The 13,635-nt window shown below is 39.8% G+C and carries 20 protein-coding genes; 7 read left to right on the plus strand and 13 right to left on the minus strand.

Annotation, left to right across the window (positions count from 1 at the left end):
* Nucleotides 1–2 precede the first annotated feature (2 nt).
* The 6 genes from QT327_RS21275 to QT327_RS21300 all read right to left on the minus strand — a co-directional run bounded on the left by QT327_RS21275 (nt 3) and on the right by QT327_RS21300 (nt 4,066).
* Complete coding sequence (locus QT327_RS21275) at nt 3–383, minus strand: hypothetical protein (RefSeq protein ID WP_289553964.1); 381 nt, start codon at nt 381–383, stop codon at nt 3–5.
* A gap of 11 nt (nt 384–394) precedes the next feature.
* Nucleotides 395–919 carry a hypothetical protein gene (locus QT327_RS21280; RefSeq protein ID WP_289553965.1) on the minus strand — a complete coding sequence of 175 codons (525 nt, stop codon included), beginning with the start codon at nt 917–919 and terminating at the stop codon, nt 395–397.
* Nucleotides 912–1,388, minus strand: coding sequence for a glycoside hydrolase family 73 protein (locus tag QT327_RS21285; protein ID WP_289553967.1), 477 nt, complete (start codon nt 1,386–1,388; stop codon nt 912–914). The genes QT327_RS21280 and QT327_RS21285 overlap by 8 nt, the downstream gene beginning before the upstream one ends.
* A complete protein-coding gene (locus QT327_RS21290) occupies nt 1,385–1,897 on the minus strand; it encodes a phage holin family protein (RefSeq protein WP_289553968.1) in 513 nt (170 codons plus the stop codon). The genes QT327_RS21285 and QT327_RS21290 overlap by 4 nt, the downstream gene beginning before the upstream one ends.
* Nucleotides 1,897–2,994 carry a hypothetical protein gene (locus QT327_RS21295; RefSeq protein WP_289553969.1) on the minus strand — a complete coding sequence of 366 codons (1,098 nt, stop codon included), beginning with the start codon at nt 2,992–2,994 and terminating at the stop codon, nt 1,897–1,899. Before QT327_RS21295 ends, QT327_RS21290 begins: the two co-directional genes overlap by 1 nt.
* A 64-nt stretch (nt 2,995–3,058) precedes the next feature.
* Complete coding sequence (locus QT327_RS21300) at nt 3,059–4,066, minus strand: hypothetical protein (protein ID WP_289553970.1); 1,008 nt, start codon at nt 4,064–4,066, stop codon at nt 3,059–3,061.
* Nucleotides 4,067–4,236: 170 nt separating this feature from the next.
* Between QT327_RS21300 and QT327_RS21305 the strand changes: the two genes are divergently transcribed.
* The 7 genes from QT327_RS21305 to QT327_RS21335 all read left to right on the plus strand — a co-directional run bounded on the left by QT327_RS21305 (nt 4,237) and on the right by QT327_RS21335 (nt 10,515).
* A complete protein-coding gene (locus tag QT327_RS21305; RefSeq protein ID WP_289553971.1) occupies nt 4,237–4,689 on the plus strand; it encodes a YfeC-like transcriptional regulator in 453 nt (150 codons plus the stop codon).
* A complete protein-coding gene (locus QT327_RS21310) occupies nt 4,686–6,203 on the plus strand; it encodes a hypothetical protein (RefSeq protein WP_289553972.1) in 1,518 nt (505 codons plus the stop codon). The genes QT327_RS21305 and QT327_RS21310 overlap by 4 nt, the downstream gene beginning before the upstream one ends.
* 12 nt (nt 6,204–6,215) lie before the next feature.
* Nucleotides 6,216–6,734: a hypothetical protein gene (locus tag QT327_RS21315; protein WP_289553974.1), complete on the plus strand. Its 519-nt coding sequence runs from the start codon at nt 6,216–6,218 to the stop codon at nt 6,732–6,734.
* A gap of 21 nt (nt 6,735–6,755) precedes the next feature.
* Nucleotides 6,756–8,087 (plus strand): phage portal protein family protein, encoded by a 1,332-nt coding sequence (locus QT327_RS21320; RefSeq protein WP_289553975.1) that lies wholly within the window; start codon nt 6,756–6,758, stop codon nt 8,085–8,087.
* A 155-nt stretch (nt 8,088–8,242) separates the two neighbouring features.
* Entirely contained in the window at nt 8,243–9,421 is a 1,179-nt protein-coding gene (locus QT327_RS21325) for a minor capsid protein (protein ID WP_289553977.1), read from the plus strand.
* A gap of 102 nt (nt 9,422–9,523) precedes the next feature.
* Nucleotides 9,524–10,066 carry a phage virion morphogenesis family protein gene (locus QT327_RS21330; RefSeq protein WP_289553978.1) on the plus strand — a complete coding sequence of 181 codons (543 nt, stop codon included), beginning with the start codon at nt 9,524–9,526 and terminating at the stop codon, nt 10,064–10,066.
* Nucleotides 10,066–10,515: a hypothetical protein gene (locus tag QT327_RS21335; RefSeq protein ID WP_289553979.1), complete on the plus strand. Its 450-nt coding sequence runs from the start codon at nt 10,066–10,068 to the stop codon at nt 10,513–10,515. The genes QT327_RS21330 and QT327_RS21335 overlap by 1 nt, the downstream gene beginning before the upstream one ends.
* Here the strand turns inward: QT327_RS21335 and QT327_RS21340 are convergent.
* From QT327_RS21340 to QT327_RS21370, 7 genes are all read right to left on the minus strand, one after another.
* Nucleotides 10,512–10,742, minus strand: coding sequence for a hypothetical protein (locus QT327_RS21340; RefSeq protein ID WP_289553980.1), 231 nt, complete (start codon nt 10,740–10,742; stop codon nt 10,512–10,514). The genes QT327_RS21335 and QT327_RS21340 overlap by 4 nt on opposite strands.
* A gap of 168 nt (nt 10,743–10,910) precedes the next feature.
* Nucleotides 10,911–11,072 (minus strand): hypothetical protein, encoded by a 162-nt coding sequence (locus tag QT327_RS21345; protein ID WP_289553981.1) that lies wholly within the window; start codon nt 11,070–11,072, stop codon nt 10,911–10,913.
* A 254-nt stretch (nt 11,073–11,326) separates the two neighbouring features.
* Nucleotides 11,327–11,722: a hypothetical protein gene (locus tag QT327_RS21350; protein ID WP_289553982.1), complete on the minus strand. Its 396-nt coding sequence runs from the start codon at nt 11,720–11,722 to the stop codon at nt 11,327–11,329.
* On the minus strand, nt 11,722–12,003 hold the full coding sequence (locus QT327_RS21355) for a hypothetical protein (protein ID WP_289553983.1): 282 nt from the start codon (nt 12,001–12,003) through the stop codon (nt 11,722–11,724). The genes QT327_RS21350 and QT327_RS21355 overlap by 1 nt, the downstream gene beginning before the upstream one ends.
* 110 nt (nt 12,004–12,113) lie before the next feature.
* Nucleotides 12,114–12,548: an LvrA C-terminal domain-related protein gene (locus QT327_RS21360; protein WP_289553984.1), complete on the minus strand. Its 435-nt coding sequence runs from the start codon at nt 12,546–12,548 to the stop codon at nt 12,114–12,116.
* Nucleotides 12,545–12,733, minus strand: coding sequence for a hypothetical protein (locus QT327_RS21365; RefSeq protein WP_289553985.1), 189 nt, complete (start codon nt 12,731–12,733; stop codon nt 12,545–12,547). The genes QT327_RS21360 and QT327_RS21365 overlap by 4 nt, the downstream gene beginning before the upstream one ends.
* Nucleotides 12,734–12,754: 21 nt before the next feature.
* Entirely contained in the window at nt 12,755–13,564 is an 810-nt protein-coding gene (locus QT327_RS21370) for a hypothetical protein (protein ID WP_289553986.1), read from the minus strand.
* Between the last annotated feature and the right edge of the window lie 71 nt (nt 13,565–13,635).

The raw sequence follows: 13,635 nt of genomic DNA on the forward strand, positions 1-13,635 counted from the left end.
GTCTATTTAGCTTTTTTAGTGGTTTTAACTTTTGTCTCTTCTACTGGTTTTTCTTCTTGATTTTCACCAGAAGTAACGGTTTCCAGTTCTTCCGTTTTGGTAGCCTTATTAGCAGCTTGTTCAGCCGCTTCTTTAGCTGTCTGTTCAGCCTTAACCGCTTCTACTTCCGCTTCCTTCGCTGATAATTGAGCCTTAAGCTTATCAACCGTTTCAAAAGCCGAACGATGATAAGTAGTAACCTTTGCGTCTTTAAGGTTTTGGCTGTGTGATTCGGCACGGTGTTTCTCCGAAAAGAATTGACCGTCAGAAGTCATGCTGAACGAATTTGCCTCTTTGTTTCGTGCGAATAGAAACGCCAATGTTTCTTTTGTTTTATTATCCATTTTAAAGTGTTTTAAAAGTGTTTTAAGAGTTTTCTAAGAGTTAAATAAACAGCGAGTACTACTGCAAAAACTATGGTTGCCCAACCCCACCAAGGCAGCGTGAACCCTTTTCTAGTTTCATCGATGACCTGTTTGTTTTCAGTTGCTTTTGATGTTGTACTGTCAGCCGTTAAACGACCTTCGTTGTAAGAGTTGGTGGTAGTGGTTGGCTTTGCTTCTAAGTCAAAATTTAAACTTCCACCTTTGTTAGATAGCGTCAGTTTTCCGCCCTTACTTTCAATAACCACGTTAGAGCTATCGCTATGCAGTATTTTTACAGGGATTGAACCCGTTAAACGCTCACCGTACTGCCTAGTTTCGGTAATGGATTTAACATCTACCCCCTTTGTTTCGGTCACCGTTTCGCTAATAGCCTCCCTTGTTGATATAGTTTTCTTACGGCTACCACATGAACTAAAAAATAAGAAAGAGACTAAAGCCCCCACCAGAACTAAGAGCAAAAACGCTACGTTTTTCACTTCCCTTTTTTCATACATCGTATTGTTTTAGTTTCGCCGATCCGTTAATTACTTGACCCAATACTTTAGCATAATTAGGGTCGGTTGCATATCCCGCCGCTTGCAACGCTATAGCTTGTTGTTCTGGCGTTTTAGCTGCAAATACTCCCGCACGGGTGTAGCGTTGATTGACTGTTAAAAACCTATTTCGATCAGCAAACCCAGTTTCTAGTGTTGGATAGGCTCTAAAACCGTCTCTTATGTACACGTCTTTATTACTAAAGACTTCACGCGTTTTCAGGTTGACAACGGCGCCAGTCCAACCTTTAGAGGTCTTAATGCCAAAGTGATTGTGATATTTTGCCGCTAATAAGCTAAGCGTATTCTTTGCACCATTATGGCTTTCTACGATAGCTTGCGCTATCATGAGACTAGCGAAAAGACCCGTACCCTTGCATACCTTTTGGGCAACAGGAGCGATAAGTTTTATGTAATCTTGTCTTGTCATTTTATAAGATTTTCAATCTTTTCAGTAAGCTTGTTAATGATGTGCGTTTTTGGTTTTCCACTGATCACTGCCATATTCTCCAAAATGGAAATCATGTTTTCTAATACTATTTGTATCACCAGAAACACATGCATCCAATCGAATACAATAGCGGCCATATCTTTGCTATGAAATTTGAAAGAGGCCGAAAACAGGTAAGGAACGGCAATCAAAACGAGGTAGTAAAAAACCTTAAAAAGGAAACGGCTAAACTTCATGCTGCTTAGTTCCTCTTTTCTTATTCTACTTGCGGTAATACCGCTAATTAACTCAGTGAGAAGAACTATTAAGAATGCGAAGAACGCGTAAGCATCTAAACCGAAAATCCTATCTACGCTTACAGCAAATGCGCTTAACATCGTACTACCAGTGGTGAAACCTGCGTATTTTAAGCTTGGCGCTAGGCTTTCACCTACATGCGCCAAACTCTCATATCCGTAGGTCTTCAAAAGCCTTTCGAACCAATTCATTAGGCAACTGCATCTTGAATCAACGCAACTACTCCTAAATCATCCGCACGGCGTCTACGTCCGCCCATTCGTACTAAGGCACTATAAATGTCACCATAGTATTGAGGGTCGTTAACATTATCGAATAATTTAACTTCACCTTGCGCCCGTGCTACGGCGTTCTTATGCCAAAACATCGATACCGCATTATCCGTAGCTAGTATTTCTGCGTCTAATGCTTTTATAGCATCAGTGTTTGTAGCAGCGGCTACACTGCTTCTCGTCATAATATCGAAGCTGTAAAGACGGCCTAAAACACCTGTTGATGCGTCAGCATATTCCGTGAAGTTTCTTTGCTCGTTGTCACTTAAGCTTTCAAAAATTTGATCTGCCATATTTTCTTCAAGCAATCCGAAGCGGTCACCTTGAGGAACATTGTTAGTATTCATCAATAAACGAGCGCGGCGAATGTCTTTGTGAACCGCTGCTTTTCTGTTTCCAGTAGCACCAACTAATGTAGCCGCTGTAGCGGGACCAGTAGTTTTAATGATATTAGCTGCTTGAATGTCAGCAAGCCATTTCAAAATCATATCATCGGCGGCAACGTCAGCAATAGCGCCAATATGATCACCTAAAACGCTATCAATTTTATCATAGCTCAATTCGACTTTCTCAGCGTCTTGTATGTGTGTCGGATCGGTTGAGTATTCATCGAGCGCATAAAGTATATCGGTGTCGGTTCTACGAACAGCAGCGGCAGGAAACGTAGTTCTATTTTTCCTTACCACGGGTTTGGCGCCCGGCTGTGGAATGTGTACTATTTTGCCTCCAATAACATACTGATCGTCATTAAAGGCATTTTTCATAAATGCATTATTCTTCCAAAACCTTTCAATTATGTACTTTACCCAAATTTCGACCGTCACACCTGCGACATTCACGTTTGGAGCAGAGTACTTTTTACCGAGCACGGAAAGAGCAATAAGAACCACTGTAACACCCACAGCGGCTATTTGTGGTGAAATATTGATTTGCTCTGTCACAGCCGCTACAACAGGCGCTATCATAAGTAAGAAGCCTAAAAATGGCACTAAAAAGGATTTAATAAATTGTTTCATTTCGTTGTTTTTAATTGTTTTAAAAGGGTTTTAAAAAGATTCGTTAAGTCGTTAGGGAGTATACTTACTCGCTTATTTTCTTCTTATAAGCTTCGGGGTCTAACTTTTTCAATTCCTCCAATCCACCGTTTTTATGCAATTCGGAGAAACTTAGTTTAACCAGTTCCGAGACACGAGTTTTACTATCACCAGATAAGGTACTTTGTGCAGTTGGTGAAGAAGCTTTTTTAGCCAATAGCTTTTCTACACTTTCGTAGTTACTTGTCGCTAAGGCTACATACTCTTCTTTTTCATCAGCGGTAATCTTACGGTCATCTACAGCCTTTTGCACCAATTGCTCAACTTTAGCCTTTTGAGCGGAAAGCTTAACCTCATTCAGTTCCTTTTCTTTATCGGTAAGTTTCTTTGTCAAGTCCAACTTATCGGCTGAAAGTTGAATGTTTTCGTTAGCTACCTTCTGAATAGCTGCTAGGATTGAAGTTTCATTAGCATCGTTCGCGCTAAGTTTCAATACTGCTAGTAAACCACTAGGGTTTGTGATCTCAATTTTATTCATATTGTTGTTTTTAGATGAAAGCTTTGGAAGGTTTAAGTCCTCGCCTGATTGTGATAATTGAACTCGCTTACCGTTGTTAGCGGAAAGAGACACATACGAAAGGCAGTCGAAATTGATACCGCGTTCTACTATTGATACTTCATCTAGGATGGAAGTGTAAAGTGTAGGATACAACTGGCCGTCTTTTAGGTAGTCTGGGTTGTCAGTCCATTCTTTAGCAATAAAGCCTGAACTTGCCATATTTATGATACCCTTTTCGTACTTTCCGTGTAATTCAACCGCAAAAGTGTCGTCTGGGTCAAATTCTGGTAATCCAGTTAAATCGCCATTCTCTTCTACTCGTAAATCAACCAACTTTCCAATAGGCAGGCTAGAACGACCAATCTTCTCGTGTTCGAATTTTAGGATAGGACTTTTTAGGTAAAAACTCAAATCAATACCCGCCGTTCTTACCCAGAAACCAAGGCGGTTGACTGATTCATTTGAAATAACTATTCGTTTGGTTCCTCTCAACATTTTTTGTCGTTTGTTGAGGCAAAGGAAAGGCGGTATTTTGACTTAAAAAACTTGGTTTACAGAGCGTAGACGCACATTGTACACGCGTTGTGCATCACGTGTACACTCTCTGTTAGGTGAATTTTTTACCCCCTTTTATTAGGCCATTTTTGCTTCACAAACGGTAAAATATGGCAACAAAAACACTCACAACAGCGCAAAAAAAGGACTGGGCAAAAACCCTTTTCCTTCGTGAGAAAATTACCCAGAAAGAAATAGCCATACGTACAGGCATTTCACAGCAGAGTATCAGCAAATGGGTTAACGAAGAAGGTTGGGATAAAATCAAAACATACAGCATCCTAACCAAAGAAGAGGAACTAGCTCGACTCTATTCGCAAATAAGGGAGCTAAATGATTCGATAGATCAGAAGCCGATAGGTAAGCGATTTGCAGACAGTAAGGAAAGTGACACGTTAGCAAAGCTTTCAGCGACAATAAAATCTCTGGAAACCGAAACATCAGTTAGGAACGTTATTGAAGCCTCAATGGAGGTTGTTAACTTTTTTAGAACCGTAGACCTAGACAAAGCCAAACTATTAACTGAATGCTTTGACCTGTACATTAAAGCCAATCTAAGATGATAAAGCCCGCATTAAAACCAATTGATAAGAGGGCTTTAATAGATTGGGAATCTTTCGCCTCCAACATCAGGCAAACAACATTTATTGATCTCAATGAAACGCCCGCACAGCAAGCAATTAGATTAAAAAGCTTGGAAGCAGACCCTGTAAAATGGTTTGAATACTATTTCACGGAATACTGTAAAGTAAAACTGGCGAGGTTTCATCGAAGAGTTTTAAAACGTCTGATCGCGAATAAAAGGTGGTTTCAAATCCTAATGTGGGCGCGTGAGCTAGCTAAGTCCACTTTTACAATGATGGTTGTGTTGTATCTCGCTCTTGTGCCAAAGGAGCTAAAAAACATCTTGCTAGTTTCTAATAGTCAGGATAACGCAGTAAGGCTGCTAACTCCATACAGGCTTCAATTAGAAAACAATCAACGCATAATTCATGACTACGGATTACAGGAAAAGGTAGGTTCTTGGACGGATAGCGAGTTTACAACACTTAGTGGTTTTTCAATGAGGGCTTTAGGTGCTGGTCAGTCGCCACGGGGTACCCGTAATGGTGCTTCCCGTGTCGACTGCATTATCATTGATGACATTGATACAGACGAGGAATGCCGAAACCCAAGAAGAATTAAGGAAAAGTTTAAATGGATACAAGAAGCATTAATACCAACGGTATCCGTTTCTGGGGATTATCGGGTTATTGTGTGCAATAATAAAATCGCTAAAGTTTGTACCGTATCAATGCTAGAGAAGCTCGCACACGATGTTAGTATCGTCAACATCCGAGACGAGAACGGGAAAAGCTCTTGGCCTGAAAAAAACAGCGAAGAGGACATTAACGACATGCTACGCATGATCAGCTACGCAAGTGCTCAAAAAGAATACTTCAACAATCCGATATCAGAAGGTACAATTTTTAAAGAAATGACCTACGGGGAAATGAGGCCGTTGAATGAATACGGTTTTCTTGTTTGCTATACAGACCCCTCTTTCAAAAGCTCTTCAAAAAACGACTTTAAAGCGACACTTCTTATCGGGAAATGGCGGGATGAATTTCACATTATAAAGGCTTTCGTAGAACAGACTACTACAGCAGCTATGATAGATTGGCACTATCAAATATCAGGGTTTGTAGGTGACAAGGTGCCTGTTTATTACTTCATGGAAGCAAACTTTATTCAAGACGAGTTATTGCAAGCTTTCTACAAAGAAGGGATTAAAAGAGGCAAGGTAATACCGATATCTGGAGACACCCGCAAGAAACCAGAAAAAATAGTACGTATCGAAGTGTTATTAGAGCCACTCAACAGAAACGGCAAACTCATCCTCAACAAGGCTGAAATAAATAACCCGCACATGCAACGATGCGAAGAGCAATTCATAAGCTTAGAGCCGGGAAGCAGCGCGCACGATGATGCGCCAGACGCAGCCGAGGGTGGGGTTTATATACTGAATCAAAAACACTCGACTCACGCCTCAAGTATCAAGATCGTAAAACGCGCAACCAATAGTAAACGAGTATAAAATTTTAAAACCATGTTCATAACGAGACAAGACATTTTAACATTGATTTACGGCGAAAAGGTAGACGCCATAAGCAGACAAGACGAACAGTTATTAACTTCCGCTATTGCCTATGGAATTGAAGAGGTGGCGGGGTATATGGGACGGTTCGATACAGCAACTTTACTGGCATCGGCTGACATCACTCAAGACATAGGCGACTTGTTAGACCCGCTTGATTTTGAAACCGATCCGTTAGAAGACGTTGACGATGACATAGAACCATTAACTCTTGACAATAGAGACCCCTTATTGTTAGGACTAGTGAAAGTGTGTGCTGCTTGGCAGTTTATAGCAATTGCTAATGTTGGCGTAGACTATGCGGTTATTCAAGACCGCTATGAAAAAGCTATAGAGACGCTAAAATTAATTCAATCAGGAAAACTAACGCCTCGCAACTGGCCGCCAAAACCCGTAAACCCCTCTACAGGTGTAGACCCGTCACAAGTATTTATTTACGGTAGCAACCCCAGAAGACGAAACCACTTTTAAACTTTTAAAAGCATTTTAAAAATGAGCAAAAGACGTATTAAAGGCAAAGTAGCGGTAACCAACCCAGAACAGCCGAAAGAAATAAATATATTACAACAGCACATAAATATAAGACCTGTTAACCGTCAGTCAAGCGACATTCAGTCTTGGAAGAACGCTATACAATCGGCCGAATCTATAAACCCACGTAGAACGTCCCTTTATGATTTATACGATAACATTCTACTGGATGGGCATTTGACAGGAATTGTTGAAAAGTATATCAATGCCGTAGTTGGTGCCGAATGGGAATTTAGTAAAGAAGGTGAAGTAATACCACTTGTCAATGACATGATTGATACGAATGAATTTGAGGAAGTTTTAAGAGGTATTGTCGAAGCCAAGCTATGGGGTATTACGTGGTTTGAGTTTACAAATTTTACTAAAAACGGGTTTGATGTTTGGAAGATGCCTCGCAAACATATACGTCCAAAAGAGGGAATACTTGCAAGTGAACAAAGCGGTGATACAGGCATTAACATACGTGAAGGTATTTATGCAAAAACATGCCTCGAAGTGGGTAAGCCAGATGACTTAGGCTTACTAATGAAAGTCGCCCAATATGTCATTTATAAACGTGGCGGCTTTGGGGACTGGGCTCAATTCGCTGAAATATTCGGGATGCCCTTCCGAATTGGAGAATACGACACCTATGACGAAGCACAAAGAATCCAACTCGAAAAAGCTTTAGAGGAAGCAGGAAGCGCAGCCTATGCAGTCATCCCAAAGGGTTCAAACATTAGGTTTGAAAAGAACGCAAGTACAGGGGATGGGCAATTATTTAAACTTTTAAAAGATGCCTGTAATCAAGAAATGAGCGTAACCATACTAGGAGTAACCGAAACTACAACTAGCAGTTCCTCTAGCGGTTATGCTCAAAGCGAAACTCATAACAACGAACAGGAACGCGGGTTTAAAGGGTTAAGAGATTACACTAGGCGTATTCTGAATCGAAAATTCATCCCGATACTTGAAGCAAATGGAGTTAATACAGAGGGGGGGTATTTTATTGTCAAAGGCGAAGGTGAAGAAAGGCTTTCACTAAAAGAACGTTTCGAAATACATAAGAGCATGGTAAAGGATTTAGGTTTACCAATGGACGACAATAGTTTTTACGAAACGTACGGCATGACCAAACCCGAAGACTACGAACAGCAAAAGAACGACAAGAAAGCGGCTAATTCAAGTCTTCCCAACGCACAAGCAATACCACAAACAGAAAATTCACAACCAGATAAGGCAGAACTTTCAAAAGCTAGTCTCAACTTATGGCAGAAAGCTAAACATTTTTTCGACCACGCCCTGCAAGGTTAATTAGAACACTTGCGGGGCTTGGAGCAATGCCCCATACAGAACTAATGTCTAAACTGGACGCGCTTTATTTGGATTGTTGTAAAGAACATTCAAGTAGTGTAAAGCTTTCAGTGACCGACAATGAAGCTAATGGATTATTTGAAAAACTTTTAAAGATGTCTTTAAAAGTATGGGAAAATAAAGGGATGCCTAAAGGGGGAATAGACCCAGAGGTAGTTTCAGAATACGCTAATCGACTTTGGACGGGGGTAACGGAAGGCTACGGCTTAGATATTCCAAAGGTAGATTTTGATTTACCAGATTTTGAAACGCTTTTAAAACTTAAAGAAAACGTATGGCAATTTAGCGCGGCCAAGAATTATCAACAGCTAACCGCTATCAGTAGGGAGCTAGTTGACTCAAACAATAGGATTAGAAGCTTCAATGACTTTCGAGATGCCGCTGTTCGGATTAACATTGACCATGTTCGTCATTTGGAGACGGAGTATAATACAGCTATTGCGGGCGGTCAAATGTCAAGCCTATGGACACAGATTGAGGCTGAATCTAATGTATTGCCTTACCTAGAATTTGTCGCCGTTATAGATGGACGCACAAGCGATCAGTGCAAAGAACTCAACGGTGTTATTCTCCATTGGACACACCCCTTTTGGGATAAATGGTATCCGCCTAATCATTATGGGTGTAGAAGTACGGTAAGACGGCACGCAAATGCCACTCCAACTAATGATAGCGATATAATTTATCCATCTGTTGAACCTGGCATTTTTGGCGTCAATCTAGGAAAACAAAAATTAGCTTTTCCACCAGATCATCCATATTATGACGGCGTACCGAAGAAGGTGTTAGATAACGCTGTTTTCCACTTACCAGAACAAGAGCAATACAGTGTAACTAAAGTCGGAAAAGGGCAAATACGACTGCATATAGTAGCGGAGCGCGATAATAAAAGCGACATGAAAGCTTTAATGCAAATTGCAACGGAACTAGCCGAGAAGGGCGGTAAATTGGACGTTTTACCAGAGATACATGCAAAAGAGGCAGAACTAAGAAACAAGTTGCTACCAGATACAAAGGGCAATAAAAACCCAGACTTACGGATAGACGGCAAATATTGGGAGCACGAGCGACCAACCTTACCTGTTACGTGGGACAAAGTAGAAAATAGGATACGAGCGGGTAATAAACAAGCGAACAGGGTACTTATCCAGTTAGACGAATACTTTGGAAACCTTGAAGGAATGGCAAGATCTCGATTTAAAGCTTTAAAAGATTTAAAGGAAATAACATTTAGAACGGTTGACGGCAAATATCTTAATTACAAGCGGCCTTAAACGCAAACAGGGAGTTAAAACGATGTTTAACCCCCTGTTTGCAATTGCATAGCTCGCAAGCTTAGCACACACAAATGTACATGTTTTTTTCAATATAGCAAAATGAGTTTCGAAAGTAGTTTTACAGCATTCAAGAATAGAATTGTAAGGCAGCTAAACACGCTGCCTACCCTGATCGGTAACGATATGGTAAACTTTGCACTTGACAATTTTAGACGTCAAGGTTATCAAGGCGCCGCGTTTAATTCATGGCCTAAAAGAGCAAAAAAGGATAAAGGAAAACCTAGAACAGTACTGGTTAAAACAGGTCGATTAATGCGGGGAAATAAGTTCAGGGCATCAAGTAGCACTGTCACGTACTACAACGATACTCCTTACGCTTCAATTCATAATTTCGGTGGTGTTATCAATCGCGCTGCAAGAAGTGAGAATTTTGTAAGAAATAGATATTCGCGAGGTAAAAGAGGAAAGATGTTTGGCGGAATGGGAGCTTTTAAAAAAGGAACCACAGCGGGGCAAGGCTTAAGCTTTAAAGCTTATCGTATCAATATGCCGCAAAGGCAATTCATTGGAAGAAGTCCAGTGCTTTTAACTAAACTTAGAAACACGTCATTAAATCACATAAATCAAGCAATTAGAAGATAATGGAAGATATAATTTATAATAAGGTTTCAAACCTTTTGAAAGACATTCCCGAACTTAGGGATATAGATTTAGATTACGGTCAACTCGACATCTATGAAACGCGTCCTGCACTTGCCTTTCCGTGCGTTTTGATCGATATTGAGTTTCCAAGAACTCAAAGTTTAGATTATGATAAGGAGGTTCAACAGATCACAGGTATTATCACACTGCGTATAGCGGTTGACGTTATTGGAGAAACAGCAATAAGAACCCCCGTATTAAGCCGAAATAACGCACTTGAGCGATTTGCTTTAAATAACCTTGTCTACAAAAAATTGCAACGATATAGAGATAAAGAGGGCGAATTTGACAGAGTTAGTCAGGTACAAGAGAAACGGTCTGACGGCTATAAGGTAACTAACATGAAATTCGAAACGGTTTTTTTGGACAGGTCGGCAACATCCGATTAGACAGCCCAAGTGTAATAAGGGTATTTTTGTTTGATATAAGACACTTTTGGGCTTCGGCCTACAACTTCTTTCAACAACTCGTAATTTGCGTCTAGGCGGGCTATAATAGCCCGCTCGCTTAAATAAAACTCATCTTCTAAGAGACGTAAACATTTTTCGTATGAAAATCCTGCAACAGTGGAGTAAAAATAGTATCGATAAATAAGGGCTTCGTCTCTTTTCGCCATATAAAGACGTTTGCCATTTCCTGTAGGTTCTGGCTTAGGTTGTACTAGATCATCGTAGAGTTTTTGGCGGCCTCGCATTAAGACAAAAATACGAAGTGAAATAGATCATTACCTAAAAAAGTTATCCTACATTTTTAGGCATAAAAAAAGCCCCGCTTGGGGCTATTGTTATTTAAACAAGTCATTGACCGTATCTTTATGTTCCGTCTGTATACTATCCCGCTTTGCCATCTCCGCTTTGATCTCACTATTTGACGGTGATAAGGCAATGTAGAACGCGCCGATTGCTACCACAAGTGCGACTACTAATATTAGTATCTTTTCATGCATCAAATATCGTAATTTAAAATCAATTAAGAACATAGTCTAATAGCTTCGTTAAAAATAAGTTCCTCTATATTGCGAGAAGACCCGTCGAAATAAAAACAAATTTTACGCCAACTCATACTAAAAAAGTAGCTAACCTTGAAAGTAATTATGCAACACATTGCATGTTCGTGATGGTCGGGAAAGTACACAATTGTAAATTCGTCAAACAGCGCTATGCAAGTATTTTCTATAATTGTTTCCTTGTCTTCAAACATTTAAATACCTTTTAAAAATGAAAAATGAACCCTTTCCAATACGGTTACTAATTCAGGTAATTCCGACGTTTCAAATCGACTAAGCTTCTTTTTTTGCTTAGTTTTCGTTAAGCAAAAGATATCAATGTGCGCTAGGTCGACATTGCCGTTAGGCAACTCCCAATGCATTTCATGAGCTAACGAAAATATCTTGGCAATCATCTTGTTTCGCTTGTGTAGATCGGGATTAAGCTTGCCAGTTAATGAAGATATCAACTCGTTGGTTTCTTGATAGGTCATTTCCTTAAGGCTTTGGGTACGCCCATTTGTGAAATTAAAGACTATCTCGTCTTTCATGTCTAAGAGGCCTGCTTTAACTAGCAAACCTCTTACATATCGTATTTGTTTAGGTGTCATTATTCTGAAATTATTAAAACCTCTTCACCCTCTTCTGTACACGGAATCCATTGCGCCGAAAAGTTAAGGAATGCGCAATTAGCAGTATCAAGCCCCCTAATAAAGGGGTCTTCAAAACCAAAGGGTATTACATCGTTTTCAAGTTTATCAATGACACCTCTCCGATAATCGTATCTATATGGCTTATCCTTAATCACAGAAATACTTTTCTTGTCCAAGCTCCAATATGCATCAATCGGGCTTTTCAAATATTCAACTTCTTCTATTTTTAGTTTCTTCATTCTCATTGTTTGTGTTGATGTCACTTTTCAATTTTTTAATTTCTGACGCAATATTATCGAGGCCAATAGCCAACGTTAATGCTATCCATGCTAATACCAATTCTATCATCTTATTTGTGTTGCTTGTTCCAATCGGTTTCATACATCGCATTGCGCAAATACGTGTCTGGGTCGGCTTGGTTACGCCATTTTACACGCTGCAAATACGCTAAATAAGGTTTGACAGAGAAAATAGCAGCTAACTTAGATTCATCATTCATTTTGTTCCAAAGTGCTAATGCCCGTTTCTTTTGTACCTTGTGACTATAAGGCTCATAGAATGCCTCAAATGTCAAGTCTGGCGGCAGTTCATTTATATTGCCCTTTATTTTGGCTTTCAACCCGTCTAACATGCTTAGGTGTTCTGGCAAATTACCCAGCATCCACTTATGCCCCGTTTCGTCCAAATCAGTTTCATTAGTATAATTGATTAGAAGATCAATTTCATTGTACCAAAATTGAATACTGCCCATGAACTTAGGGCTTGTTAAAACAAATTTCTTCATAACGATATCAATGCTTTTTTAAGTTCCTCGTGAAAGGCTGTATCTACTGGTAATTCTTTGCCTTGCTTGATTGCAAAAGCTTCTTTTTTTCCTTCGTCAACAAACCTACTACCATGTATATGCGTTTCAGTAGACTTGTAAATGATGGAAAATCCACGTTTGCCGAGAAACAGCATTTTCTCCATTTCTGTAAAGTACAATTGCATTTACCCCTCACTTTCTATTAGATCGTTTGCACATACCCCCTCACTTTCGTTTACAATATTTTCTTCTATCCCCTCGTTTTCGACGTTAGAATTGTCAAACAGTTGGGGTTGTTGATCTTTCGTTTTACCATTTACCTTAGCGGGTTTCTTAAACTCTTTTGCAAAGAACGCGGGGTTTAACTCTCTAGCTTTTTCCTCCCAGATCACATATGGGTCGAAGCCTCCAAACCTGTTTTTTATGGGAGTAGCTATGTACTTACTGACCAGTATAAACATACCTCCATCGAAAATAATATCTTTAGCTATCGTTTTGCGGGGATTCCCTGCTTGATCTGTATGGCAAATAAATATCAGTATCTTTTTACCATCGTACCGCTCCTTTAGAAACAGGTAGTCTTCCTTTTTCCATCCCGTATAGTCAATACTATCAATGAATACAGACAAAGGACTGTTTCTCTTGTCTAAATACTCGCAAATATCCTCAAGATAGGTTTTACCTTGTGGAAGGTTGGATATTGGGTCTATTGGGATAAAAAGCCCGTTTTGTTCTTCCATTTTATTACGTCTAGTAGCGAGTTGTAAATCAAACCCGTGACGCTGTTCGAATGAGAACCAACCTACTTTACCAAACCCGCAAAGAAACTTAGCTAGTCTAACGCAATATTCGGTTTTACCGTTTCCACTAAACCCACCTACTACACAAGTAAAGCTCTTAGGAATGTTGCCTAAATGTGTTCTATATGGGGTTTTCCCTAAATCCAATAATTCAAATTTTTTCTGATGAAATTGTACAATACCTAATGCCTTCATTGTTATTTTGTTTCTGCTATTCCTGTAAATTTTACTTTTAACCTTGCGCTTGAGACCGTTATAGTGAGGTC

Source organism: Olivibacter sp. 47, assembly GCF_030372825.1.
Classification (GTDB): domain Bacteria; phylum Bacteroidota; class Bacteroidia; order Sphingobacteriales; family Sphingobacteriaceae; genus Olivibacter; species Olivibacter oleidegradans.

What these genes read in the sequence shown, in the direction of transcription:
- QT327_RS21275 (WP_289553964.1), bottom strand. Translation starts at nt 383, where the DNA reads ATGGATAATAAAACAAAAGAAACATTGGCGTTTCTATTCGCACGAAAC.
- QT327_RS21280 (WP_289553965.1), bottom strand. Translation starts at nt 919, where the DNA reads ATGTATGAAAAAAGGGAAGTGAAAAACGTAGCGTTTTTGCTCTTAGTT.
- QT327_RS21285 (WP_289553967.1), bottom strand. Translation starts at nt 1,388, where the DNA reads ATGACAAGACAAGATTACATAAAACTTATCGCTCCTGTTGCCCAAAAG.
- QT327_RS21290 (WP_289553968.1), bottom strand. Translation starts at nt 1,897, where the DNA reads ATGAATTGGTTCGAAAGGCTTTTGAAGACCTACGGATATGAGAGTTTG.
- QT327_RS21295 (WP_289553969.1), bottom strand. Translation starts at nt 2,994, where the DNA reads ATGAAACAATTTATTAAATCCTTTTTAGTGCCATTTTTAGGCTTCTTA.
- QT327_RS21300 (WP_289553970.1), bottom strand. Translation starts at nt 4,066, where the DNA reads ATGTTGAGAGGAACCAAACGAATAGTTATTTCAAATGAATCAGTCAAC.
- QT327_RS21305 (WP_289553971.1), top strand. Translation starts at nt 4,237, where the DNA reads ATGGCAACAAAAACACTCACAACAGCGCAAAAAAAGGACTGGGCAAAA.
- QT327_RS21310 (WP_289553972.1), top strand. Translation starts at nt 4,686, where the DNA reads ATGATAAAGCCCGCATTAAAACCAATTGATAAGAGGGCTTTAATAGAT.
- QT327_RS21315 (WP_289553974.1), top strand. Translation starts at nt 6,216, where the DNA reads ATGTTCATAACGAGACAAGACATTTTAACATTGATTTACGGCGAAAAG.
- QT327_RS21320 (WP_289553975.1), top strand. Translation starts at nt 6,756, where the DNA reads ATGAGCAAAAGACGTATTAAAGGCAAAGTAGCGGTAACCAACCCAGAA.
- QT327_RS21325 (WP_289553977.1), top strand. Translation starts at nt 8,243, where the DNA reads ATGTCTTTAAAAGTATGGGAAAATAAAGGGATGCCTAAAGGGGGAATA.
- QT327_RS21330 (WP_289553978.1), top strand. Translation starts at nt 9,524, where the DNA reads ATGAGTTTCGAAAGTAGTTTTACAGCATTCAAGAATAGAATTGTAAGG.
- QT327_RS21335 (WP_289553979.1), top strand. Translation starts at nt 10,066, where the DNA reads ATGGAAGATATAATTTATAATAAGGTTTCAAACCTTTTGAAAGACATT.
- QT327_RS21340 (WP_289553980.1), bottom strand. Translation starts at nt 10,742, where the DNA reads ATGGCGAAAAGAGACGAAGCCCTTATTTATCGATACTATTTTTACTCC.
- QT327_RS21345 (WP_289553981.1), bottom strand. Translation starts at nt 11,072, where the DNA reads ATGCATGAAAAGATACTAATATTAGTAGTCGCACTTGTGGTAGCAATC.
- QT327_RS21350 (WP_289553982.1), bottom strand. Translation starts at nt 11,722, where the DNA reads ATGACACCTAAACAAATACGATATGTAAGAGGTTTGCTAGTTAAAGCA.
- QT327_RS21355 (WP_289553983.1), bottom strand. Translation starts at nt 12,003, where the DNA reads ATGAAGAAACTAAAAATAGAAGAAGTTGAATATTTGAAAAGCCCGATT.
- QT327_RS21360 (WP_289553984.1), bottom strand. Translation starts at nt 12,548, where the DNA reads ATGAAGAAATTTGTTTTAACAAGCCCTAAGTTCATGGGCAGTATTCAA.
- QT327_RS21365 (WP_289553985.1), bottom strand. Translation starts at nt 12,733, where the DNA reads ATGGAGAAAATGCTGTTTCTCGGCAAACGTGGATTTTCCATCATTTAC.
- QT327_RS21370 (WP_289553986.1), bottom strand. Translation starts at nt 13,564, where the DNA reads ATGAAGGCATTAGGTATTGTACAATTTCATCAGAAAAAATTTGAATTA.